Below are 21,198 nucleotides of genomic sequence, written 5' to 3' on the forward strand. Positions count from 1 at the left end.
CCGACCGTGTCTCTGCCCAGCTGCGCCGCGAACTCGGCACCCTGGTGCACAACGCCGTGCGCGAGCACGGGTTGCCCTCGGTGAGCGTGTCCGACGTGGAAATCACCCGCGACATGGCTCATGCCAAGGTCTTCGTCACCGCGCTGATGCCGGAGCGTTCGGCGGAAGCGGTGGCCGGCCTGAAGGAACTGGGCTACCGCCTGCGCATGGACCTGGCCCGGGCGATGAAGCTGCGCCATGTGCCGGAGCTGCATTTCCACTACGACGACTCGGTCGATCGTGGCGAGCATATCGACAACCTCCTGCGCGACCTGCCCGATACGCTGGCCGCGGAGAAGCGTCGCGAGAGCGACGAAGAATAAGCCAGCGCCGGGCCCATGCCCGGCGTCTTTTCATTCTGACCGTGCGAGGCCGGACGCTGGCCGCGCTTCGCGCTCGCCGGGCATGGCCCGGCGCTACCCGTATCTGTCATGACCCGAATTCAGTTCCGCCGCCTGGATGGCATCCTGCTGCTCGACAAGTCGACCGGCATGAGCTCCAACGCCGCCCTGCAGGTGGCCCGTCGCCTGTTCCGTGCCGAGAAGGGCGGCCACACCGGCAGCCTCGACCCGCTGGCCACCGGTCTGCTGCCGCTGTGCTTCGGCGAGGCGACCAAGATCGCTGGGCTGCTGCTGGGGTCGGCCAAGGCCTACGATGCCGAGATCGTGCTCGGCCAGACGACCGATACCGACGATTCCGAGGGCCAGGTGCTGCTGCAGCGCCCGGTACCGGCGATCGGTGCCGAGGCCCTGCAGGCCGCGTTGGCGCCGCTGACCGGCAACATCCGCCAGCGTGCCCCGGTCTATTCGGCACTGAAGCAGGGTGGTGAGCCGCTGTATGTGAAGGCCCGCCGCGGTGACGTCATCGAGGCGCCGGAACGCGAGGTGCAGGTGCACGCCATCGACGTGCTGGAGCAGCAGCCTGAGCGCTTGCGGCTGCGCGTGACCTGCGGTTCGGGCACCTACATCCGCAGCCTGGCCCGCGACCTGGGCGAGGCGCTGGGATGTGGCGCACACATCAGTGCGCTGCGCCGGCTCTGGGTGGAGCCGTTCCGCGAACCGGCGATGGTCACCCTGGACCAGCTGCGGGCGATGGCCGAGGCCGGCGACGAGGCGGCCATGGATGCGCTGCTGCTGCCGCTGGCGGCCGGCCTGGCTGAATACCCGCGGGTCGATCTCGATGCCGACCAGACCCATCGCTTCTGCGTCGGCCAGCGCCAGCGCGACCCGTCCTGGCCCCACGGCCTGGTGGCGGTGTTCGGTCCGGGCGATACTGTCCAGGGGCTGGGCCAGGTCGATGACAGTGGCCTGCTGGCTCCGCAGCGTCGTTTCAACCTCTGACCGGGGCCAGGGCGGTTCAGCCCCGGTCCTTGTCCCGGAAGCCCCTGGCCGTTACAATTTCGCGGCCGTTTTCCGGCAGCCTGCCTCGTGCAGGTTTCATCCTCGTAGTCCACGGCGAGCCTGGCGGTGCGCGAAGCGCGTTCCTGCCGGCCACGCATCACAGAGAAAAAAGAAATGTCGATCGACACCCAGAAGGTCATTGAAGACAACAAGCGCAGCGCCGCTGACACCGGCTCCCCGGAAGTCCAGGTGGCCCTGCTGACCGCCCGCATCGAACTGCTGACCGGCCACTTCAAGACCCACAAGAAGGACCACCACAGCCGCCGCGGCCTGCTGCAGATGGTCAACCGCCGTCGCAGCCTGCTCGACTACCTGAAGAAGAAGGACGTCGAGCGTTACAAGGCCCTGATCGAGAAGCTTGGCCTGCGTCGCTAAGCAACGAATTCCCCGCGGCGCAGCGATGCGCCGCGGTTTTGTTTTGTAGTACCGCAATCCCCGATTCAGGCCGGAACGATCCGGTCACCCGCTGGCGGCAAGGGTCGCCGACGGTCCAAATTCGCAGACAGCATCCCCAAGGACACCCTCCGTGGCAAAAATCACCAAAACCTTCCAGTACGGCAAGCACACCGTCACGCTTGAGACCGGCGAAGTCGCCCGCCAGGCCAGCGGTGCCGTCATCGTCAAGATGGACGACACCGTACTGCTGGTCACCGCCGTCGCCGCCAAGAGCGCGCGCGAAGGCCAGGACTTCTTCCCGCTGACCGTCGATTATCAGGAAAAGTTCTACGCCGGCGGCCGTATCCCGGGTGGTTTCTTCAAGCGTGAAGGCCGTGCGACCGAGAAGGAAACGCTGATCTCGCGCCTGATCGACCGTCCGATCCGCCCGCTGTTCCCGGAGGACTACAAGAACGAAGTGCAGATCATCGCCACGGTGATGTCGCTGAACCCGGACGTGGACGGTGACATCCCGGCCCTGATCGGTGCCTCGGCTGCCCTGGCCCTGGCCGGTACCCCGTTCATGGGTCCGATCGGCGCTGCCAAGGTCGGTTACAAGAACGGCGAGTACATCCTGAACCCGACCGTCAGCGAACTGGCTGACTCGCAGCTGGAACTGGTCGTCGCCGGTACCTCCAACGCCGTGCTGATGGTCGAATCCGAAGCCGCGCTGCTGTCCGAAGAAGTGATGCTGGGCGCCGTGACCTTCGGTCACCGCGAAATGCAGAAGGTCATCAACGCGATCAACGAGCTGACCGTCGAAGCCGGCACCAAGCCGTCGACCTGGGAAGCCCCGGCCAAGAACGACGCGCTGATCTCCGCCCTGAAGGAAGCCATCGGCCCGCGCCTGGGCGAAGCCTTCCAGGTGCGTGACAAGCTGCAGCGCCGCGACGCCATCTCGGCGATCAAGAAGGACGTATTCGAAGCCCTGGCGGGCCGCGTGGCCGCCGAAGGCTGGAACCCGGCCGAGCTGTCGAAGGAATTCGGCGAGCTGGAATACCGCACCATGCGTGACTCGGTGCTGGACACCAAGGTCCGCATCGACGGCCGTGCGCTGGACACCGTCCGCCCGATCACCGTGAAGACCGGCGTGCTGCCGCGTACCCACGGTTCCTCGCTGTTCACCCGCGGCGAAACCCAGGCCATCGTGACCATCACCCTGGGCACCGCCCGTGATGGCCAGGTCATCGACGCCGTTGCCGGTGAGTACAAGGAAAACTTCCTGTTCCACTACAACTTCCCTCCGTTCTCGGTGGGCGAGTGCGGCCGCATGATGGGCCCGAAGCGCCGCGAAATCGGCCACGGTCGTCTGGCCAAGCGCGGCGTGCTGGCTGTCATGCCGTCGCTGGAAGCCTTCCCGTACACCATCCGCGTCGTTTCGGAAATCACCGAGTCGAACGGTTCCTCGTCGATGGCCTCGGTCTGCGGCTCGTCGCTGGCCCTGATGGACGCCGGCGTGCCGGTGAAGGCCCCGGTGGCCGGTATCGCCATGGGTCTGGTCAAGGAAGGCGATCGTTTCGTGGTCCTGTCCGACATCCTGGGTGACGAAGATCACCTGGGCGACATGGACTTCAAGGTGGCCGGTACCGCTGAGGGCATCTCCGCCCTGCAGATGGACATCAAGATCGAAGGCATCACCGAAGAAATCATGAAGCAGGCCCTGCAGCAGGCCAAGGCTGGCCGCCTGCACATCCTGGGCGAGATGGCCCACGGCCTGACCGCTCCGCGTGAAGAGCTGTCGGACTACGCGCCGCGCCTGCTGACCATCAAGATCCACCCGGACAAGATCCGCGAAGTGATCGGCAAGGGCGGCTCGACCATCCAGGCCATCACCAAGGAAACCGGCACCCAGATCGACATCCAGGACGACGGCACCATCGTCATCGCGTCGGTCAACGCCATCGCTGCCCAGGCTGCCAAGGCCCGCATCGAGCAGATCACCTCGGACGTCGAGCCGGGCCGCATCTACGAAGGCAAGGTCGCCAAGATCATGGACTTCGGTGCGTTCGTCACCATCCTGCCGGGCAAGGATGGCCTGGTCCACGTCTCGCAGATCTCCAGCGAGCGCGTCGAGAAGGTCGGCGACAAGCTGAAGGAAGGCGATGTGGTCAAGGTCAAGGTGCTGGAAGTCGACAAGCAGGGCCGTATCCGCCTGTCGATGAAGGCCGTCGAAGAAGGCGAAGGCGCCAGCGCCGAATAATCGGTATTGCTGATCGTGCGGTGGGTGAGGACCGTTGGTCCTCACGCTTTCGCAAATGAAAAAGCGGGCTTCGGCCCGCTTTTTCTTTGCCTCGATGTTGCGAAGAGAAGCTCATCCAGGTCGCTGCATGTCCTGCTGCAGTGCATGAGGGCCGCCACGCGGCCATCGTTCTGTCTCGGTTGCACGGATCGCGCCTGTCCATGGGACGACATGCCGCGACACCCGTACCGCAGCCCCATCGGTTTGCTAACGTGGCGGCGCCTTCGAACCGGGAGATCTCCATGTTCCGCCAGACCGTGGCCGTCCTTGCCGTGCTGATTGCCGGTGTCTTGCCCATCGCCGCGCACGCGGCGCCCGCACAGCCGCCGATCTTCGGTGCCTACTATCCCGGTGGATCGGCCGAGCGCTACCCGGTGTCGAGCATTCCGGCCGAGCGCCTCACCCACCTGTTCTACGCGTTCTCGACCATCGAGGACGGGCGGTGCACGATCGGTGCGGAAGCACCGAAGAACTTCGCCGCCCTGGCCGAGCTGAAGAAGGCACACCCGCACCTGCGCACGCTGATTTCGATCGGTGGCTGGGGTGCGGGTGGGTTCTCCGATGCAGCGCTGACCGAGGCCAGCCGCAAGCGCTTGGTCGATTCGTGCATGGCGCTGTTCTTCGATCGCCATGCCGGCAGCTTCGACGGCGTGGACATCGATTGGGAGTTCCCGGTCAGTGGCGGACCGAAGGAGCTGGCGCATCGCCCGCAGGATCGCGTCAATCTGACCCGGCTTGCCCAGGCCTTCCGCGCGGCACTCGATGCGCGCGGCCGCAGGACGGGGCAGTCGATGCTGCTGACTGCCGCGCTGGCCGCCGGTCGCCTGCAGACCGATGGCCCCTACGATCCAGCAGCGAGCTATGACCTGCCGGCGCTGGCCAAGGTGTTCGATTTCATCAACCTCATGAGCTACGACATGGGCACCGGCTTCTCCTCGGTGTCGACCTTCAATGCGCCTCTGCATGAAGTGCCGGCCGATCCGCTGGCGCCGGAGCTGCGGCGCTGGAACAACGTGGCCGGCGCGGTGCAGTTCTACCGCGAGCACGGCGTGCCGGCCGGGAAGCTGGTGCTGGGCGTACCGTTCTACGGGCGCGGCTTCAAGGTCACCGGCGACGCCCCGGATGGGCTGTACCAGGCCTACAGTGCGCCGGCTGATGCCGGCGACTGGCGGGTGATAAAGGCGCGCTATCTCGACCAGCCGGGTTGGACGAAACACTGGCAGCCGCAGGCGCAGAGCCCGTGGCTGTACAACGCCGCGCAGAAGGTCTTCATCAGCTATGAAGACCCGCGCTCGATCGGGCTGCGTGCGCAGTTCGCCCGTGAGCAGGGCCTGGCCGGGGTGTTCATGTGGGAACTGACCGGCGATGACGAACAGGCCAGCCTGCTCAACGCCATGCTCGCCCCGTGGCAGAAGGCGCGCATCGGCGATTGAGTCGCCTGCTGGCGCCGGGCCATGCTCGGCGACGCTTCAGTTCGCCCAGACGCTGTTCGGATCGCCGTTGCTGGCGCGGCGTTGGCTGGCCACGGCCAGACGCGCGAAGCCGAAGGCCATCGCCAGCGCGATGGCATCGACCCAGAACAGCGGCCAGTGCCCCCCTGCGGCGGCGCGCCACAGCCAGTCACCATTGAGTGCGCCGTGCAGCACCGGCACCAGTGCAGTGCTGAGCGCAGCGGCCCACAGCAGTTCGCGTGCCGCCTGCGCCGGGCGGCGCAGCGCGGCCCATAGCGCGCAGGCCGCCCAACTGCCGAAGCAGGCCCAGCGGATGCCGTGGTCGATCGCCGACGGTGCCAGCCGCTCAAGCACCAGTGCGGTGCCGAACGCGATCGAGATCGCCACGCACAGGCCGATGCACACGCCGACCGTGGCCCGCGCCATGTTCACACCGGCACGTGGCTGTTGCGGCTGGCGACGCTTGCGCCGTGACTCGATCCACAGCAGGTTGCCGGAGTAGAACAGGAACGCACCGCCGAGTCCGAGCAGGAAGTACAGCCAGACCACCACGCCATTGCCGAATTCGCCGAAGTGCAACGCGTAGGCGGCGCTGAGCGTGGCGTGGTTGGCGTCGCGCTGGCCCGGCAGCTGCGACGCGAGCAGATTGCCGGTGGCGACGTCCAATGCCACGGCACCAAGCGGGCCGAGGGTGCCACTGGCCTCGCCGGTGATCTCGATCGTCGCGTTGGCATCGCCGCCATTGGCCAGCTTCAGATAGGCCGGTTCGAAGTTGGCCACGCCCTGTGCGCGGGCCACTTCAAGTGCGCGCGCATGCAGCACGCGCAGGCTGCCCGGCGGCGCTGGAATGCCACTGGCATTGCGCACCGGCGCGGTGTCCATCGCAGTCGGTACTGCCTGTAGCGCTTTGCCGTCGTAGATCAGCGGATTGAGCAGGGCCATCTGCACGAACACCAGGCAGAGCAGGGCGCCGGTGACCGCGAACATCAGGTGGAAGGGCAGGCTGAGCACACCGACCACGTTGTGCGCGTCCTGCCACAGCTGCTTCAGGTTGCGCCCCGGCCGCAGTGCGAACAGGTCGCCGAGCAGCCTGGGCAGGTGGATCACCAGGCCGCTCAGCAACGCCATGCCATACAGCAGGCTGACGATGCCCATCACGTAGATGCCGGCCACCGGCAGGCCGAGACTGTAGTGCAGTTCGTTGACCAGTTCGGCCAGTCCGGACTGCGGCGGCGCGGGGCTGCCGGCGATCTGCCCCGGCCACGCATAGCGCCAGCTGCCGTCATCGGCCTGCCAGTAGGCCAGAGGCTGCGGGTGTTCGGTGCCGGGGAAGGTCATGCCGACGTGGCGGCGCGCTTCCGGATGCGCCGCCAGCACGTCCTCCAGCAGGTACTGGGCGTCATCCAGGCTGGCCGGGAGTGCCGTGGCGGCGCCCGGTGTCTGCCACCGCGGCAGGTCATGGTGGAACAGGGTCAGCGAGCCTGCGTAGAAAGCCACGAACAGGCCGAAGCCGGCCACCAGGCCGACCCAGGTGTGCAGGGTGGTGAACGTGCGCAGGGTCTGCGAACTGAACTTCATGGCGTGGATCTCATTGCACCGCGCCGGTCAGGCGCAGCAGCCCGAGCACGACGAAGCCGGTGGCGGCGCTGCCGCCCAGCACCAGCCAGGCGCGCAGCGCGCTGCGGAAGCTGAACGCCCACAGGGCGGCCAGCATCCACAGCGGGATGAAGGCGATCAGGGTAGGTACCAGCGCTCGCTGCCAAGGGCCCGGCGGAAGCCAGGCCAGCAGGCCGGTAACGGCGGCTGCAAGCAGGAAGCCGACGATGATGCCGGCGAAGGCGCGCGCCCACATCAGGGCAACTCCGTGCCCGGTCGGTGCCAGGCGGCCAGCGCCGGCAGCAGCATCGCCGCGAGCATCCAGGTGCACAGCATCGCCACCAGGCCGGCGGCGAAGCCGAGTTCGGCCATCCACAGCCACAGCGCGGCCGCAGCGGCGACCAGGCCGATCTGGTGGCCAAGACGCCCGGCGCGGCGCAGGCGCGGCCAGCGGCAGTGGGGCGAGGCCGCATAGAAGGCCAGTGCCGAGAACATCGCCGCCAGCATGCCCAGGCTGCAGAAACCCAGCGTGGAGAGGCCGACGGTGATCATCGCGGGCAGCCTGCGCGGCGGCGGGTCGGCGAACGCGGGGCACGGGCGGGGCCGGCGGCAGCCGGTCGAAGCGGGTGGCGCATCACGAGGTCCTGGCGGAAAGCGGGCAGGCTGGCACGGGGCGGGCTGCGCGCACATGGTAATCATTGCGTTTTCACGCCGCCAGCGCGGCTCATTCAGCGGGCCGTACGGTGGCCCTTGGGCTTTCCGGTGCGCTGGTTTAAGATCATCGCAGAACCCCTGACTGGAACAAGGTGGCCCGCGCCCTGCGCCGGCCGAGCGTGCGACATGAGCACTACCACCGCCCACTGTTGACCTGCCCCCGAAGGCCCTGCGTTCCAGGCGCCCTCGCGGCGCTTTTTTATTGCCCGGGCAACGGCCCGGGAACGCTTTCCAGCCCGCCCGGCGGGCCCGCACGAAGCCACTGCGATGATCAACATTACCCTTCCCGACGGCAGCCGCCGCGAATTCGAAAACCCTGTGAGCGTCATGGAGGTTGCCCAGTCGATCGGCGCCGGCCTGGCCAAGGCCACCATCGCCGGTGCCGTGGATGGCGTGCTGGTCGATGCCAGCGACGTCATCGACCACGACGCCAGCCTGCGCATCATCACCGCCAAGGACGAGGAGGGCGTGGAGATCATCCGCCACTCCTGCGCCCACCTGGTCGGCCACGCCGTCAAGCAGCTGTACCCGGATGTGAAGATGGTGATCGGTCCGGTGATCGCCGAAGGCTTCTACTACGACATCTACTCCGAGCGCCCGTTCACCCCGGACGACATGGCCGCGATCGAGAAGCGCATGGGTGAACTGATCGCCCAGGACTACGACGTCATCAAGAAGATGACGCCGCGCGCCGAAGTGATCGAGATCTTCAAGGCCCGTGGCGAGGACTACAAGCTGCGCCTGATCGAGGACATGGCCGACGACATCCAGGCGATGGGCATGTACTACCACCAGGAATACGTGGACATGTGCCGCGGCCCGCACGTGCCGAACACGCGCTTCCTGAAGGCCTTCAAGCTGACCCGCATCTCCGGCGCCTACTGGCGCGGTGACGCGCAGAACGAGCAGCTGCAGCGCATCTACGGCACCGCCTGGGCCGACAAGAAGCAGCTGGAGGCGTACATCAAGCGCATCGAAGAAGCCGAAATGCGCGACCACCGCCGCATCGGCAAGCAGCAGGACCTGTTCCACCTGCAGGAAGAAGCCCCTGGCCTGGTGTTCTGGCACCCGAAGGGCTGGGCGCTGTGGCAGGTGGTGGAGCAGTACATGCGCAAGGTCTACCGCAACAGTGGCTATGGCGAAGTGCGTTGCCCGCAGATTCTGGACGTGAGCCTGTGGAAGAAGTCCGGCCACTGGGACAACTACCAGGACAACATGTTCTTCACCGAATCGGAGAAACGCACTTACGCGGTCAAGCCGATGAACTGCCCGGGCCACATCCAGGTGTTCAACCAGGGCCTGCACAGCTACCGCGACCTGCCGATCCGCTACGGCGAGTTCGGGTCGTGCCACCGCAACGAGCCGTCCGGCGCGCTGCACGGCATCCTGCGCGTGCGTGGCTTCACCCAGGACGACGGCCACGTGTTCTGCACGGAAAACCAGATCGAGTCGGAAGTGACTGCCTTCCACCAGCAGGCGCTGGCGGTCTACCAGCACTTCGGCTTCGACGAGATCCAGATCAAGATCGCGCTGCGCCCGGAATCGCGCCTGGGTGACGACGCCACCTGGGACAAGGCCGAAGGCGCGCTGCGCTCGGCACTGACCGCCTGTGGCGTGGAATGGCAGGAGCTGCCGGGCGAGGGCGCCTTCTACGGCCCGAAGATCGAGTACCACCTGAAGGATGCCATCGGCCGTACCTGGCAGCTGGGCACGATGCAGGTCGACTTCATGATGCCCGGCCGCCTGGGCGCCGAGTACGTGGACGAGAACAGCCAGAAGAAGCACCCGGTGATGCTGCACCGGGCCATCGTCGGCTCGATGGAGCGTTTCCTGGGCATCCTGATAGAGCACCATGCCGGCCAGTTCCCGGCCTGGCTGGCGCCGACCCAGGTGGTGGTGGCCAACATCACCGACGCCCAGGCCGACTATGTCTCGGGCGTGACCAAAACCCTTGCGGAGCAAGGCTTCCGCGTCAGCTCGGATTTGCGTAACGAGAAGATCGGCTATAAAATCCGCGAGCATACGTTGCAGCGCGTGCCCTACCTGCTGGTCATCGGTGACCGCGAGAAGGAAAATGGGGCTGTGGCGGTGCGTACGCGTTCTGGCGAAGACCTGGGCAGCATGAGCCTGCAGGCCTTCATCGAGCGGCTCCACGCCGAGGGCGCGTAAGCAAAGGTCCGGTCCGGGGGCACAGGCACCCGGGCCGGTTCGATACCCTTGGGAGAACGTAATATCAGCACCCCTGACAACAAACAGAACCGCAAGAATCAGGAAATCCGTGTGCCGCGCGTCCGCGTGATCGGCAGTGACGGAGAAATGATCGGCGTGTTGTCGCGCGACGAAGCGCTGTCCATGGCCGAAGATGAAGGCCTGGACCTGGTCGAAATCCAGCCGCAGGCCGATCCGCCGGTCTGCAAGATCATGGACTTCGGCAAGTTCAAGTTCGAAGCGCAGAAGAAGGCCAGCGAGGCCAAGAAGAAGACCAAGCAGGTCGAGATCAAGGAAGTGAAGTTCCGTCCGGTCACGGACGAGGGCGACTACCAGATCAAGCTGCGCAAGATGCGCGGGTTCCTCGAAGATGGTGACAAGATCAAGGTCAACATCCGCTTCCGTGGCCGTGAAATGAGCCACCAGGAGCTGGGCCGCGAAATGGCCAACCGGATCGAGGCCGATCTGGGCGAGGACATCGTCATTGAATCCCGTCCGCGCCTGGAAGGGCGTCAGATGGTCATGATGATCGCGCCGAAGAAGAAGACCTGAGGCCTGACGGGCTGCCTTTCGGGGCGCCTGGCTGAATGGTTCAGGGTAAGGGGGCGCCGCTGGCGTCCCTTTGCTTTTGTGGCGGGCCGGCGGGTTGCGGATGAAAGGCGGGCAGGGGCTGGTGGCAGGGCCGTTTTGCCTGTATCATGCCCGGCTCGACCCACCCAGGACGGGTCGTACGCCGATCATGGCAGGACGGAAAGAGCGGCCCAGGCCGCCGCCAGATCAGTCAGAAACCAGGGTCAAATCCCATCAAGGACATTGCAATGCCCAAGATCAAGACCAACCGGGCAGCGGCCAAGCGTTTCCGCAAGACCGCCTCGGGCAAGTACAAGTGCGGCCACGCCAACCGTAGCCACATCCTCACGAAGAAAGCGACCAAGCGTAAGCGTAATCTGCGTCAGACGGGCCATGTCCGTGCAGAAGACGCAGGCCGTCTGGACCGCATGCTCCCTTACCTCTGAGGAACTGAAAAATGGCACGAGTTAAGCGTGGCGTACAGGCGCGTCGCCGCCACAAGAAGATTCTGGATCTCGCCAAGGGCTATTACAACGCCCGTCGCAAGGTCTTCCGCGTTGCCAAGCAGGCGGTCATCAAGGCACAGCAGTACGCCTACATCGGCCGTAAGCAGAAGAAGCGCAACTTCCGTTCGCTGTGGATCACCCGCATCAATGCGGCTGCCCGCATCAACGGCCTGAGCTACAGCCGCTTCATGAACGGCCTGCTGAAGGCCGGCATCACCCTGGATCGCAAGGTCCTGGCTGACATCGCCGTGCACGACGCAGCCGGTTTTGCCGCGCTGGCCGAAAAGGCCAAGGGCGCGCTGGCGGCATAAGTCCTTCCCGATGCCGTAACCGTTCACTCGGAACGGTGTCAGGTCAAGGCAATGCATGGGGAAGGGCGCAAGTCCTTCCCCATTCTTTTTTGGGTCCCGGTGCGGCCACTGCGGCAGCGCGGGGACGGCGGTGGCGACAGGGGTCGGCCCTTCGCGCATCGCGATGGCAGATCGACTGGAGTTCCGGCCCCCCATGAGCGACATCCAATCCCTCACCACCCAGGCGCTGGCCGATGTGGCCGCCGCACAGAGCCCTGACGTGCTGGAACAGCTGCGCGTGGCCCTGCTTGGCAAGAGCGGCAGCATCACCTCGCAGCTCAAGCAGCTCGGTGCCCTGCCGGCCGAGGAGCGCAAGGCCGCCGGTGAAGCGATCAACCAGGCCCGCGACACACTGACCCGTGCGCTGGCCGAGCGCAAGGCGCTGCTGGAAGACGCCGCACTGGACGCGCGGCTGGCTGCCGAAGCCATCGACATCACCCTGCCGGGCCGCAATGGCGACCGCGCTGGCCTGCATCCGATCACCCGTACCTTGGAACGCATCACCGGTATTTTCGGCCGGCTGGGCTACGAGCTGTCGGAAGGGCCGGAGATCGAGGATGACTGGCACAATTTCGAGGCGCTGAATTTCCCGCCGCACCACCCGGCGCGCGCCATGCACGACACCTTCTACTTCGGCGACGGCCGCCTGCTGCGCACGCATACCTCCGGTGTGCAGGTGCGCTACATGGGCGACCACGCGCCGCCGCTGCGCATGATCGCTGCCGGCAAGGTGTACCGCAGCGACAGCGACCAGACCCATTCGCCGATGTTCCATCAGGTCGAAGGCCTGCTGGTGGACGAGCACTCGACCTTCGCCGACCTGAAGGGCACGCTGGCAGAATTCGTGCGCGCGTTCTTCGAGCGCGATTTCGAGATGCGCTTCCGTCCCAGCTACTTCCCGTTCGTCGAACCGGGTGCGGAAGTGGACATCGCCTGGCAGCAGCCCGATGGCAGCACCCGCTGGCTGGAAGTGCTCGGCTGCGGCATGGTGCATCCGAACGTGCTGCGCAATGTCGGCATCGATCCGGAGCGTTACACCGGCTTTGCCTTCGGCATGGGCGTGGAGCGTTTCGCGATGCTGCGCTACGGCGTCAACGACCTGCGCGCGTTCTTCGAGAACGATGTGCGGTTCCTGAAGCAGTTCGCGTAAGCCGCAACCGTGTAGAGCCGGGCCATGCTCGGCTGCCTTTCTGGATGGACGCCTCCTTGCGCATGCGCTGGGCGACCACAAAAACCGCAACGGGAGGCACGCCTCCCACCAGGGTGACACCATGAAATTCTCCGAAAACTGGCTGCGCAGCCACGTCCCGACCTCCGCCTCGCGCGATGAGCTGAGCGCGGTGCTGACCGCCATCGGCCTGGAAGTGGAAGAAGTATCCGCGCTGGGCGAAGGCCTCGATCACGTGGTCGTGGCACGCATCGTCGAGGCCGCGCGCCACCCGGAAGCCGATCGCCTGCAGGTGTGCAAGGTCGATGCCGGGCAGGGCGAGCTGCTGCAGATCGTCTGCGGTGCGCCGAACGCCCGCGCGGGCCTGGTCGCGCCACTGGCGATGGTCGGTGCGCAGATCGGCGAGCTGAAGATCAAGCCGGCCAAGCTGCGTGGCGTCGAGTCCAACGGCATGCTGTGCTCGGCCAAGGAGCTGGGCCTGGACAACGATGCCTCCGGCCTGCTGGAACTGCCCGATGACGCCCCGGTCGGCCAGACCCTGGTCGAGTACCTGGGCCTGCCGGACGCCAGTATCGAAATCAAGCTGACCCCGAACCGCGCCGACTGCTTCAGCCTGCGCGGCATCGCCTACGACGTCGCCGCCGCTACCCGCAGTGAAGTGCTGGATTTCGCCGCCGACGCCATTCCGGCTGCCGGCAGCCGTGAGCTGGCCATCCAGCTCGACGCTGGCGCCGAAGCGCCGCGTTATCTGGGCCGTGTGATCGAGGGCGTCAACGCTGCCGCCAAGACCCCACTGTGGATGGCCGAGCGCCTGCGCCGCAGTGGCGTGCGTCCGGTCTCGCTGCTGGTCGACATCACCCAGTACGTGATGCTGGAACTGGGCCAGCCGATGCATGCCTACGACCTGGCCACCCTGCAGGGCAGCATTGCCGTGCGCCGTTCGCGCGCGGGCGAGACGCTGAAGCTGCTGGACGGCCGCGATGCCGCGCTGGACGACAGCTTCCTGGTGGTCACCGACGCCGATCGTGCGGTCGGCCTGGCCGGCCTGATGGGCGGCTTCGACACCCGTGTCACCGACGCGACCACCGCCGTGTTCCTGGAGGCCGCGCACTTCGCGCCGGCCGCGATCATGGGCCGTGGCCGCAAGCTGGGCCTGCACACCGATGCCGGCCACCGCTTCGAGCGCGGTGTCGATCCGGCACTGCCGCGTACCGCGATCGAGTACGCCACCCGCCTGGTGCTGGACCTGGCCGGCGGTACCCCGGCGCCGGTCACCGAAGCTGTGCGCGAGGCCGATCTGCCGCAGCCGGCCACGATCGTGCTGCGCCGCACGCGCATCACCCGCGTGCTTGGCATCACCATTGACGATGCCGAAGTCGAGCGCATCCTGCGTGCGCTGGGCATGGACGTGGCCGCCACCGCCGACGGCTGGCAGGTCACCGCGCCGAGCCGCCGCTTCGATATCGCCATCGAAGAGGACCTGATCGAAGAACTGGCCCGCATCCACGGTTACGAGCAGATCCCGACCACGCTGCCGGGCGGTGCCTCGCGCGTGGCGATGCCGAGCGAGACCCAGCTGGACGCGCTGAGCGTGCGCCGCCAGCTGATCGCTCGCGACCTGCAGGAAACCGTCAATTTCGCCTTCGTCGACGACGCACTGCTGGCCCAGTGGCAGCTGCGCGACGCCCTGGTGCCGCTGGCCAACCCGCTGTCGGCCGAACTGGCGGTGATGCGCCCGTCGCTGCTGCCGGGCCTGGTTGCCACCCTAGGCCGCAATGCCGCTCGCCAGCTCGGCCGCGTGCGCCTGTTCGAGCTGGGTCGGGTGTTCGCCCAGCAGGCCGGAGATGCGTCGCTTGGCGAAAGCCAGCCGGCACCGCTGGAAACCCCGCGCGTGGCCGCTGCGGTCTGCGGTGATGCGCAGGCGGTGCAGTGGGGCCTGCCGACCCGCAAGGTCGATTTCCATGACCTGAAGGGTGACCTCGAATCGCTGGCGGCTGCCAGTGGCGCGCAGCTGGAGTTCCGTCCGTCGGCCCGCGCCTACGGCCACCCGGCGCGTTCGGCCGAGGTGTTGCGCGATGGCGTGGCGATCGGCTGGATCGGCCAGGTTCACCCGCGCCTGGCCAGGGCGATGGGCATCGAAGCCGACGTCTACGCCTTCGAACTGGACCTGGAACCGCTGACCGCCCGCCGCCTGCCGCGTGCCGGCGAACTGTCGCGCTTCCCGGCGGTGCGCCGCGACCTGGCATTCCTGGTGCCTGAACAGGTGGCCTGGGCCGATCTGGCGGCGACCGTCCGCCAGGCCGCCGGCCCGTTGCTGCGCGACCTGAACCTGTTCGACCGCTATGTCGGCCAGGGCGTCGAGCCGGGATTCAAGAGTCTCGCTATGGGCTTGATTTTGCAGGACAAGTCGCGCACTCTGACGGACCGCGACGTGGAAGCGGTGGTGGCCGAGGCGGTCACTGCCATCGAGCGTGAACACCACGCCCGGATCCGCGGCTGAGCGGGCAGCACTCGGGGGTAGCAGGCAATGGCATTGACCAAGGCGGAGATGGCGGAAAAGCTGTTCGACGAAGTCGGTCTGAACAAGCGGGAAGCCAAGGAATTCGTCGACGCGTTTTTCGATGTGCTGCGTGAAGCATTGGAACAGGGACGTCAGGTGAAGCTGTCGGGCTTCGGTAATTTCGATCTGCGGCGCAAGAACCAGCGCCCGGGTCGCAACCCCAAGACCGGCGAGGAAATTCCGATTTCCGCCCGTACGGTGGTCACCTTCCGTCCGGGCCAGAAGCTCAAGGAGAGGGTGGAAGCTTATGCTGGATCCGGGCAGTAACCGCGAACTACCGCCGATTCCGGCCAAGCGCTACTTCACCATCGGTGAAGTCAGCGAGCTGTGCGACGTCAAGCCGCACGTCCTGCGCTACTGGGAAACCGAGTTTCCCAGCCTTGAGCCGGCCAAGCGCCGAGGCAACCGCCGCTACTACCAGCGCCACGACGTGCTGATGGTGCGGCAGATCCGCAGCCTGCTGTACGAACAGGGCTACACCATCGGTGGTGCACGCCTGCGTCTGGACGGCCCCGATGCCCGCGAGGAATCGGCGCTGAGCAACCAGATCATCAAGCAGGTGCGCATGGAGCTGGAAGAAGTGCTGCAGTTGTTGCGCCGCTGATCCCATTTCCATCGTAATCCGCTATACTTCACGGCCCGCCGCACTGGCGGGCACATCGCAGCATCAGTCGGGGCGTAGCGCAGCCTGGTAGCGCATCTGCCTGGGGGGCAGAGGGTCGTCGGTTCGAATCCGGCCGTCCCGACCACTGTGATGAATCAAGAAGCCTGCGCAGCAATGCGTGGGCTTTTTTGTACGCGCTGCTGATGCCGATGATCAGTCTTCAGCGAAGCGGTAGATCAGCTCCGGGTCGCCGTCATCCAATCCGTGCACGATGCCGCTGTCTATGAATCCCGACGCAACGAGCAGTCGCTGCATGCCGATGTTGGAGGCATGGGTCGAGGTGAACAGCTTGCCGCGACCGCGCCGTGCAACCGCGTGCCGCAGCAGTGCGGTGCCGATGCCTTGGCCGCGCCGCTCGCGCGATACCATCAGCATCTCGACGAAGGCCTCGCCGAAGAAGTGGTGATGCATGACCAGGTAGCCAACGACCCTGCCGTCCTGCTCGGCGACCTGCAGGCCGCCGTGTGCCAGGCAGTTGCCAATCTGCATGATCCGCTCTGGATCAATGGCTGCCACGCTGTCGAGCGCGATCAAGGCATCCGCGTCCTGGGGGCTGCCGTTACGCAGGCACGGAGAACGGGACGTCCGGCTTATCGCGGGCGGAGCTGCAGCAACAGGCCGCCACCCGATACAAAACAGGCGAGCAGGACGATGATCGACAGCGGCAGGTGGAATTCATTGCGACCGAGCAGGGCAAACACCAGGTGGATCAGCGCCGTGCCAATGCCGAGCGCACCACAAACCAGTGCATAGCCGCGCGCCGTGGAGGTGCCCAGCAGGGTATGGCGATATCCCCAAAGCACGGCGCCGACTGCGAACAGGTTGAACAGCAGGAAGCCCTGGATGCCGCCGGGCACATGGAACATGGTCCATTCCTGCCAGAACGCAGCGTCGATCTGATGCAGGATCAACGCCAGCAGCGTCGCCAGATACCATCGTTCCATGTCGTGCTCCCTGCCATGCAGGCCATAGTCTATCGACTCCGCCTTGCACGCACGCCTACGCGCCACAGCCAGCGCGTGGCAGGCAGTCAATACACCCGGAACTCGGCACGGCAGCCGTCGCTGACCCACACGCCGCGACGGTCCCAGCCCCAGTTGCGGTCCTCGATGCAGGTCGTCACCGATTTCTGCTTGACCAGCCGCACCTCGTGGCGGACGCGGATGCGGCACTCCTTGTCCTTGTTCTCGTAGGACTCGCAGACCAGGCGTTCACCCTCGTTGTCGCGATCACGGCCACGGCCACGTCCCGGCCAGCGCCCGTATCCGTCGGCGACGAACTCGGCGCGGCAGCCGTCGGTCACCCATAACGTGCGGCGGCTCTGGCCCCAGTTCTGGTTCTCCGCGCAGCGGGTGACCGACAGTTGCCTGGCCAGGCGCATCGGGCCCTCGATGGGGCATTGCTCGGTCTTGTTGAACTGGGATTCGCAGCGCAGCGCTGGAATGTGATCAGTGTCGTAGTCCTGGGCGGCCACGGCGGTGGCGGCCAGCAGCAGGGCAAGGACGGCACCGGTGATCGGCAGCAGCGGGCGAAGAGTCATGGGGAGCCTCGAGCGGGGGATTCGGGCGGCAAGAATGACCCAGCACGGGGCCGTCGGAACGCATCGTTCCGGAAGTGGCTCAGTAAGGATTTAGTAGTGCGCACCGGCCCATGCAGAGGCTTACATCCCGTATCATCGCTGCACATCCGATCGCATCGGTTTACACCTTCTTACATGTCTTCCACGCCTGTCGGCGCAGCCTGTAGCTGCCGTCACTGGTGTGCGGGCGGCCTGTGCGGGAGGATGCGCGGACCACGACGACCACAGGGGGTTGCGTTGATCAGCAGTACCGTCATTCATCGCTCGGCCGACGCAGGCGGCGCCGAGGTGCGGGTCCTGGACACCACGTTCAAGGGCAAGCACGTGTTCACTGCCTGGGGCCTGCGCGGGCCGGAACTGACCCGCAGCGCGGACCCGGTTGCGACCGTGGCCGCACGCAAGGCGCTGCACGCGGTTGCCGGCCACAGCGAAGGGCCGCGCAGCCCGGAAGTGTTCATCGCCAACCAGTCGGCGGTGGCGATCACGGTCTATCGCCTGCTTACCGAAGCGCGCTCCGGCGATGCCATCTTCTTCCTGTGCGATTCCCAGGCGGTGGTCGAATGGCTGATTACCGCGCTGGAAGTGCAGGGCGCGGACTGATTCCGCGTTCCGGCGCGCATTGATTCACGCCAGCGCCGCGTCCACGGCGGCCCGCGCATGCAGTGCAGTGGTATCGAACAGCGGCACTGTGCTGTCCTCCGACCGTACCAGCAGCATGATCTCGGTACAGCCGAGGATGATGGCCTCGGCGCCGCGCGCGACCAGTCTCTCGATCACGCCGGCGTAGACCTGTCGTGAGTGTTCGCTGACCACGCCGGCGATCAGTTCCTGGTAGATGATGTCGTGCACGCTGCGACGATCATCGGCTTCGGGAACCAGGACCTCCAATCCGAAGCGATCCTGCAGCCGGCCGCGGTAGAAGTCCTGCTCCATGGTGAAGGCGGTGCCGAGCAGGCCCACCTTTCGCGCCCCTGCCTGCACGATGGCCTGGGCGGTGGGGTCGGCGATATGCAGCAGTGGCAGTGGGCAGGCCGCCTCGATGCGGTCGGCCAGCGTGTGCATGGTGTTGGTGCAGACCAGCAGCAGTTCGGCACCACCGGCCTGCAGGCGCCGTGCGGCCTCAACCATGTGGTCGCCCAGTGCATCCCAGTCGCCGTCGTGCTGCAGCTGCTTGATCGGGGCGAAGTCCACCGACCACAGCAGCAGCTGCGCCGAATGTGCGCCACCGAGGCGCTGCCGCACGTCCTCGTTGATGAGCCGGTAATACTGCGCGGAGCTTTCCCAGCTCATGCCGCCGATCAGGCCAAGGGTCTTCATGCACAGCTCCATGCCGGGGAGCCGTCATTGCAGCACAGCCGATGCGGGAGTTGCACAACACATTAGCGATTGCTAATGTGTTGACCATGATCGAGAACGCCCTGTTCAAGGCGCTGGCCGACCCGACCCGCCGCCACATCTTCGAAAAGCTGGCCGAGGGCGGGCAGCATGCCAGCGCGCTGCGCGAGGGCGTGGCGATCAGCCAGTCTGCGATGTCCCAGCACCTGGCAGTGCTGCGCGATGCCGGGCTGGTGAGCGAACAGCGCCAAGGCCGCTTCGTCTACTACGAGGTCGATCCGCGCGGACTGGCCCACATCGGCAACTGGCTGCAGCGCTACCGGGCCTACTGGCCCGCGCGTATGGATGCCTTGCAGGATCTGCTGAAGGAGATGGATTGATGGACGACGTTCTGAACGAAGCGGCTCCTGCGTTGGTGATGGAGCAGTGGCTGCCAGCGCCACCGGAACGGGTCTGGCGCGCACTGTTGGACCCGGCGCTGCGTGAGCGCTGGTTGCCTGCGGCCGATCTTGCCGATCCGCAGCCTTGCCTGCGCGAGGAGGGGCGGGAGCTGGGTTTCCGCTTGCGCGATGCGCAGCCCCCACATCTGCACAGTCTGGTGTGTTTCCGGCTGCGCGCGGATGAGGGTGGAGGGACAGTGCTGACCATCGTGCATCGGCTCACTGACCGGCGTTCTCTGATCCCGCCGGCTTCCAACGATGAGCATCGCACGGTGATGCGCGCGGCTTGAACCAGCGCTTGGATCGAACGCTATAGGGAGCAGGCACATGCGGGACAGGATGCAGCTGGTACCGATGGTGGTGGAACGCAGCGAGCGCGGCGAGCGTTCCTATGACATCTACTCGCGGCTGCTGCGCGAGCGCATCATCTTTCTCAACGGCGAAGTCGATGACACCGTGTCGGCGCTGGTCTGTGCGCAGCTGCTGTTCCTGGAATCGGAAAACCCGGAGAAGCCGATCCATCTGTACATCAACTCGCCAGGCGGAGTCATTTCCAGCGGCTTGGCGATGTACGACACCATGCAATACATCTCGGCCCCGGTGCATACGCTGTGCATGGGCACCGCGCGGTCGATGGGTTCGTTCCTGCTGATGGCCGGCGAGCCCGGTCACCGCGCGGCGTTGGCCAATGCCAGCCTGCACGTGCACCAGCCGCTGGGCGGGGTGCAGGGCCAGGCTTCGGACATCTTCATCCACGCCGAGGAAATGCAGCGCACCAAGCAGCGCATCACCCGGCTGTATGCGCAGCATTGCGGACGCAGTGTCGAGGAGGTCGAGCAGACCCTGGACCGCGATCGTTTCATGAGTGCCGAGCAGGCATGCGAATGGGGCCTGATCGACCAGGTACTGGTACGGCGCGACGAGCACGCGGCCTGAGCCTGCCTCTGTAACCACCACATCCACGCTGTGCTGTATGTGCCGCGAGTTGCAGACGCACTCTATGCTGGTACGGTCTTCTGAAGTGGATCTGCGCCATGGCCCTGCATACCTGGTGGTGGTTCCTCGCCACGGTGTTCGTTCTGTGTGGCACGCCGGGGCCGAACATGCTGCATATCCTCGGCCGCAGCGTCGGACTCGGCTTCCGCGGCAGTGTACCTGCGATGGCCGGCTGCCTGCTGGCGATGCTGCTGGTGCTGGCCGCGTCCGCTGCTGGCCTGAGCGCATTGCTTCATTCCTCGCCGATGCTGTTCGAAGTGCTGCGCTATCTGGGCGTGGCCTACCTGGCCTGGCTGGGCCTGAAGGCATGGCGCGACAGCTGCCGTCCCGCGCCTACGGTGACGGTGGATGCCGCACTGCCGATGATGCCGACGCTTGGTGCCTGGACCGTGTTCCGTGGTGGCCTTCTGGTGGGCATGAGCAATCCCAAGCTGCTGCTGTTCGCGGCGGCGTTCCTGCCGCAGTTCGTTGACCCGTCACGTGGCCAGGCGTTTCAGTACAGCGTGCTGGTGGCCACCTTCGCCGCTTGCGAACTGTTCTGGTACGTGATGTATGCAGCCGGTGGCCATGGCCTGCGCCGCTGGCTGGCCGAACCCTTTGCGCGACGATGGTTCGAGCGGTTGGTCGGTAGCGTGTTCCTGGCGTTTGCCGTCGCGCTGCTGCGCTTTCGTCCGCGCTGATTCACGCCGCGCACGCGGCCTGTTCACGACTGCCGCATCGGTGACGGCCTAGCCTGATCATCCAGTACGCAGTCCCCGCAGGGAAAGGTTTGACATGATCAAGTGGGCCATCATCTTCGCCATCATCGGTGTGATCGCAGGCGTGCTCGGCTTCGGTGGCATCGCCGGTGCCTCGGTCGGCATCGCCAAGTTCCTGTTCTGGGCCGGCATCATCATCGCCGTGGTGCTGTTCCTGCTCGGCATGACCGTGGCCAAGAAGGTCAGCTAG

General features: G+C 66.1%; 26 protein-coding genes and 1 tRNA gene. 20 read left to right on the forward strand and 7 right to left on the reverse strand.

What is annotated here, in order from left to right:
* The 5 genes from rbfA to N5C25_RS11335 form a co-directional block, all read left to right on the forward strand.
* A partial coding sequence (gene rbfA, locus N5C25_RS11315) for a 30S ribosome-binding factor RbfA (protein WP_279936951.1) occupies positions 1-362 on the forward strand: 362 nt, incomplete at its 5' end.
* A gap of 108 nt (positions 363-470) precedes the next feature.
* A complete protein-coding gene (truB, locus tag N5C25_RS11320) occupies positions 471-1,379 on the forward strand; it encodes a tRNA pseudouridine(55) synthase TruB (protein WP_021202194.1) in 909 nt (302 codons plus the stop codon).
* A gap of 174 nt (positions 1,380-1,553) precedes the next feature.
* On the forward strand, positions 1,554-1,814 hold the full coding sequence (gene rpsO, locus N5C25_RS11325) for a 30S ribosomal protein S15 (protein WP_005417886.1): 261 nt from the start codon (positions 1,554-1,556) through the stop codon (positions 1,812-1,814).
* 151 nt (positions 1,815-1,965) lie between these two features.
* A complete protein-coding gene (gene pnp / locus N5C25_RS11330) occupies positions 1,966-4,074 on the forward strand; it encodes a polyribonucleotide nucleotidyltransferase (RefSeq protein ID WP_005417884.1) in 2,109 nt (702 codons plus the stop codon).
* A gap of 281 nt (positions 4,075-4,355) precedes the next feature.
* On the forward strand, positions 4,356-5,546 hold the full coding sequence (locus tag N5C25_RS11335; RefSeq protein WP_279936952.1) for a glycoside hydrolase family 18 protein: 1,191 nt from the start codon (positions 4,356-4,358) through the stop codon (positions 5,544-5,546).
* A gap of 36 nt (positions 5,547-5,582) precedes the next feature.
* Here the strand turns inward: N5C25_RS11335 and N5C25_RS11340 are convergent, their stop codons facing one another.
* Genes N5C25_RS11340 through N5C25_RS11350 form a run of 3 tightly spaced genes read right to left on the reverse strand, consistent with a single transcriptional unit; the run spans position 5,583 to position 7,712 of the window.
* On the reverse strand, positions 5,583-7,142 hold the full coding sequence (locus tag N5C25_RS11340; RefSeq protein WP_279936953.1) for a PepSY-associated TM helix domain-containing protein: 1,560 nt from the start codon (positions 7,140-7,142) through the stop codon (positions 5,583-5,585).
* Positions 7,143-7,152: 10 nt separating this feature from the next.
* On the reverse strand, positions 7,153-7,416 hold the full coding sequence (locus N5C25_RS11345; RefSeq protein WP_111097927.1) for a hypothetical protein: 264 nt from the start codon (positions 7,414-7,416) through the stop codon (positions 7,153-7,155).
* Positions 7,416-7,712 carry a hypothetical protein gene (locus tag N5C25_RS11350; protein ID WP_233653904.1) on the reverse strand — a complete coding sequence of 99 codons (297 nt, stop codon included), beginning with the start codon at positions 7,710-7,712 and terminating at the stop codon, positions 7,416-7,418. Before N5C25_RS11350 ends, N5C25_RS11345 begins: the two co-directional genes overlap by 1 nt.
* A gap of 429 nt (positions 7,713-8,141) precedes the next feature.
* Here N5C25_RS11350 and thrS point away from each other — a divergent pair, with 429 nt between their 5' ends.
* The 9 genes from thrS (at position 8,142) to N5C25_RS11395 (ending at position 15,985) form a co-directional block, all read left to right on the forward strand.
* On the forward strand, positions 8,142-10,043 hold the full coding sequence (gene thrS, locus N5C25_RS11355; protein ID WP_019660569.1) for a threonine--tRNA ligase: 1,902 nt from the start codon (positions 8,142-8,144) through the stop codon (positions 10,041-10,043).
* 48 nt (positions 10,044-10,091) lie between these two features.
* A complete protein-coding gene (gene infC / locus N5C25_RS11360; protein ID WP_019660568.1) occupies positions 10,092-10,634 on the forward strand; it encodes a translation initiation factor IF-3 in 543 nt (180 codons plus the stop codon).
* 266 nt (positions 10,635-10,900) lie between these two features.
* The gene (gene rpmI / locus N5C25_RS11365) at positions 10,901-11,098 is read left to right on the forward strand and encodes a 50S ribosomal protein L35 (RefSeq protein ID WP_005410436.1); all 198 of its coding nucleotides are present in this window, start codon (positions 10,901-10,903) and stop codon (positions 11,096-11,098) included.
* An 11-nt stretch (positions 11,099-11,109) separates the two neighbouring features.
* Positions 11,110-11,469, forward strand: a complete 360-nt coding sequence (gene rplT / locus N5C25_RS11370; RefSeq protein ID WP_005410435.1) for a 50S ribosomal protein L20 — start codon at positions 11,110-11,112, stop codon at positions 11,467-11,469.
* A gap of 193 nt (positions 11,470-11,662) precedes the next feature.
* Positions 11,663-12,658 (forward strand): phenylalanine--tRNA ligase subunit alpha, encoded by a 996-nt coding sequence (gene pheS / locus N5C25_RS11375; protein ID WP_164145054.1) that lies wholly within the window; start codon positions 11,663-11,665, stop codon positions 12,656-12,658.
* Between the two features lie 121 nt (positions 12,659-12,779).
* Positions 12,780-15,176: a phenylalanine--tRNA ligase subunit beta gene (pheT, locus tag N5C25_RS11380; protein WP_279936954.1), complete on the forward strand. Its 2,397-nt coding sequence runs from the start codon at positions 12,780-12,782 to the stop codon at positions 15,174-15,176.
* A 27-nt stretch (positions 15,177-15,203) separates the two neighbouring features.
* Positions 15,204-15,503, forward strand: coding sequence for an integration host factor subunit alpha (locus N5C25_RS11385; RefSeq protein ID WP_005410432.1), 300 nt, complete (start codon positions 15,204-15,206; stop codon positions 15,501-15,503).
* Positions 15,484-15,840 carry a MerR family transcriptional regulator gene (locus N5C25_RS11390; protein WP_005410431.1) on the forward strand — a complete coding sequence of 119 codons (357 nt, stop codon included), beginning with the start codon at positions 15,484-15,486 and terminating at the stop codon, positions 15,838-15,840. Before N5C25_RS11385 ends, N5C25_RS11390 begins: the two co-directional genes overlap by 20 nt.
* A 68-nt stretch (positions 15,841-15,908) precedes the next feature.
* A tRNA-Pro gene (locus tag N5C25_RS11395) sits at positions 15,909-15,985 on the forward strand.
* A 68-nt stretch (positions 15,986-16,053) separates the two neighbouring features.
* On the opposite strand, the gene N5C25_RS11400 is transcribed toward N5C25_RS11395, so the two are convergent.
* The 3 genes from N5C25_RS11400 to N5C25_RS11410 all read right to left on the reverse strand — a co-directional run bounded on the left by N5C25_RS11400 (position 16,054) and on the right by N5C25_RS11410 (position 17,440).
* Positions 16,054-16,494 carry a GNAT family N-acetyltransferase gene (locus N5C25_RS11400; RefSeq protein ID WP_227845068.1) on the reverse strand — a complete coding sequence of 147 codons (441 nt, stop codon included), beginning with the start codon at positions 16,492-16,494 and terminating at the stop codon, positions 16,054-16,056.
* Positions 16,491-16,844: a DUF6713 family protein gene (locus tag N5C25_RS11405; protein ID WP_134735697.1), complete on the reverse strand. Its 354-nt coding sequence runs from the start codon at positions 16,842-16,844 to the stop codon at positions 16,491-16,493. Before N5C25_RS11405 ends, N5C25_RS11400 begins: the two co-directional genes overlap by 4 nt.
* Positions 16,845-16,930: 86 nt before the next feature.
* Positions 16,931-17,440, reverse strand: a complete 510-nt coding sequence (locus N5C25_RS11410; RefSeq protein WP_279936955.1) for a DUF3011 domain-containing protein — start codon at positions 17,438-17,440, stop codon at positions 16,931-16,933.
* Between the two features lie 243 nt (positions 17,441-17,683).
* On the opposite strand from N5C25_RS11410, the gene N5C25_RS11415 reads away from it, so the two are divergent.
* Entirely contained in the window at positions 17,684-18,079 is a 396-nt protein-coding gene (locus N5C25_RS11415) for a hypothetical protein (protein WP_019660558.1), read from the forward strand.
* Between the two features lie 24 nt (positions 18,080-18,103).
* Here N5C25_RS11415 and N5C25_RS11420 read toward each other — a convergent pair whose 3' ends face one another.
* Positions 18,104-18,796, reverse strand: a complete 693-nt coding sequence (locus tag N5C25_RS11420; RefSeq protein ID WP_279936956.1) for an aspartate/glutamate racemase family protein — start codon at positions 18,794-18,796, stop codon at positions 18,104-18,106.
* Between the two features lie 86 nt (positions 18,797-18,882).
* On the opposite strand from N5C25_RS11420, the gene N5C25_RS11425 reads away from it, so the two are divergent.
* From N5C25_RS11425 to N5C25_RS11445, 5 genes are all read left to right on the forward strand, one after another.
* Positions 18,883-19,194: a metalloregulator ArsR/SmtB family transcription factor gene (locus N5C25_RS11425; RefSeq protein ID WP_019660556.1), complete on the forward strand. Its 312-nt coding sequence runs from the start codon at positions 18,883-18,885 to the stop codon at positions 19,192-19,194.
* Positions 19,194-19,544 carry a polyketide cyclase gene (locus tag N5C25_RS11430; RefSeq protein ID WP_262213249.1) on the forward strand — a complete coding sequence of 117 codons (351 nt, stop codon included), beginning with the start codon at positions 19,194-19,196 and terminating at the stop codon, positions 19,542-19,544. Before N5C25_RS11425 ends, N5C25_RS11430 begins: the two co-directional genes overlap by 1 nt.
* Positions 19,545-19,581: 37 nt before the next feature.
* Positions 19,582-20,190 (forward strand): ATP-dependent Clp protease proteolytic subunit, encoded by a 609-nt coding sequence (locus N5C25_RS11435; protein ID WP_021202179.1) that lies wholly within the window; start codon positions 19,582-19,584, stop codon positions 20,188-20,190.
* Positions 20,191-20,288: 98 nt separating this feature from the next.
* Positions 20,289-20,930 (forward strand): LysE family translocator, encoded by a 642-nt coding sequence (locus N5C25_RS11440; protein ID WP_279936957.1) that lies wholly within the window; start codon positions 20,289-20,291, stop codon positions 20,928-20,930.
* Positions 20,931-21,024: 94 nt separating this feature from the next.
* The gene (locus N5C25_RS11445; RefSeq protein ID WP_021202178.1) at positions 21,025-21,198 is read left to right on the forward strand and encodes a DUF1328 domain-containing protein; all 174 of its coding nucleotides are present in this window, start codon (positions 21,025-21,027) and stop codon (positions 21,196-21,198) included.

The sequence above is a fragment of the Stenotrophomonas sp. GD03958 genome (assembly GCF_029839005.1).
Taxonomy (GTDB): domain Bacteria; phylum Pseudomonadota; class Gammaproteobacteria; order Xanthomonadales; family Xanthomonadaceae; genus Stenotrophomonas; species Stenotrophomonas hibiscicola.

What these genes read in the sequence shown, in the direction of transcription:
- N5C25_RS11350 (WP_233653904.1), bottom strand. Translation starts at nt 7,712, where the DNA reads ATGATCACCGTCGGCCTCTCCACGCTGGGTTTCTGCAGCCTGGGCATG.
- rplT (WP_005410435.1), top strand. Translation starts at nt 11,110, where the DNA reads ATGGCACGAGTTAAGCGTGGCGTACAGGCGCGTCGCCGCCACAAGAAG.
- pheT (WP_279936954.1), top strand. Translation starts at nt 12,780, where the DNA reads ATGAAATTCTCCGAAAACTGGCTGCGCAGCCACGTCCCGACCTCCGCC.
- N5C25_RS11420 (WP_279936956.1), bottom strand. Translation starts at nt 18,796, where the DNA reads ATGAAGACCCTTGGCCTGATCGGCGGCATGAGCTGGGAAAGCTCCGCG.
- N5C25_RS11335 (WP_279936952.1), top strand. Translation starts at nt 4,356, where the DNA reads ATGTTCCGCCAGACCGTGGCCGTCCTTGCCGTGCTGATTGCCGGTGTC.
- truB (WP_021202194.1), top strand. Translation starts at nt 471, where the DNA reads ATGACCCGAATTCAGTTCCGCCGCCTGGATGGCATCCTGCTGCTCGAC.
- rpsO (WP_005417886.1), top strand. Translation starts at nt 1,554, where the DNA reads ATGTCGATCGACACCCAGAAGGTCATTGAAGACAACAAGCGCAGCGCC.
- N5C25_RS11385 (WP_005410432.1), top strand. Translation starts at nt 15,204, where the DNA reads ATGGCATTGACCAAGGCGGAGATGGCGGAAAAGCTGTTCGACGAAGTC.
- N5C25_RS11425 (WP_019660556.1), top strand. Translation starts at nt 18,883, where the DNA reads ATGATCGAGAACGCCCTGTTCAAGGCGCTGGCCGACCCGACCCGCCGC.
- N5C25_RS11340 (WP_279936953.1), bottom strand. Translation starts at nt 7,142, where the DNA reads ATGAAGTTCAGTTCGCAGACCCTGCGCACGTTCACCACCCTGCACACC.
- N5C25_RS11430 (WP_262213249.1), top strand. Translation starts at nt 19,194, where the DNA reads ATGGACGACGTTCTGAACGAAGCGGCTCCTGCGTTGGTGATGGAGCAG.
- N5C25_RS11405 (WP_134735697.1), bottom strand. Translation starts at nt 16,844, where the DNA reads ATGGAACGATGGTATCTGGCGACGCTGCTGGCGTTGATCCTGCATCAG.
- N5C25_RS11440 (WP_279936957.1), top strand. Translation starts at nt 20,289, where the DNA reads ATGGCCCTGCATACCTGGTGGTGGTTCCTCGCCACGGTGTTCGTTCTG.
- N5C25_RS11445 (WP_021202178.1), top strand. Translation starts at nt 21,025, where the DNA reads ATGATCAAGTGGGCCATCATCTTCGCCATCATCGGTGTGATCGCAGGC.
- thrS (WP_019660569.1), top strand. Translation starts at nt 8,142, where the DNA reads ATGATCAACATTACCCTTCCCGACGGCAGCCGCCGCGAATTCGAAAAC.
- rpmI (WP_005410436.1), top strand. Translation starts at nt 10,901, where the DNA reads ATGCCCAAGATCAAGACCAACCGGGCAGCGGCCAAGCGTTTCCGCAAG.
- N5C25_RS11410 (WP_279936955.1), bottom strand. Translation starts at nt 17,440, where the DNA reads ATGACTCTTCGCCCGCTGCTGCCGATCACCGGTGCCGTCCTTGCCCTG.
- N5C25_RS11345 (WP_111097927.1), bottom strand. Translation starts at nt 7,416, where the DNA reads ATGTGGGCGCGCGCCTTCGCCGGCATCATCGTCGGCTTCCTGCTTGCA.
- N5C25_RS11390 (WP_005410431.1), top strand. Translation starts at nt 15,484, where the DNA reads ATGCTGGATCCGGGCAGTAACCGCGAACTACCGCCGATTCCGGCCAAG.
- N5C25_RS11435 (WP_021202179.1), top strand. Translation starts at nt 19,582, where the DNA reads ATGCGGGACAGGATGCAGCTGGTACCGATGGTGGTGGAACGCAGCGAG.
- pheS (WP_164145054.1), top strand. Translation starts at nt 11,663, where the DNA reads ATGAGCGACATCCAATCCCTCACCACCCAGGCGCTGGCCGATGTGGCC.
- N5C25_RS11415 (WP_019660558.1), top strand. Translation starts at nt 17,684, where the DNA reads ATGCGCGGACCACGACGACCACAGGGGGTTGCGTTGATCAGCAGTACC.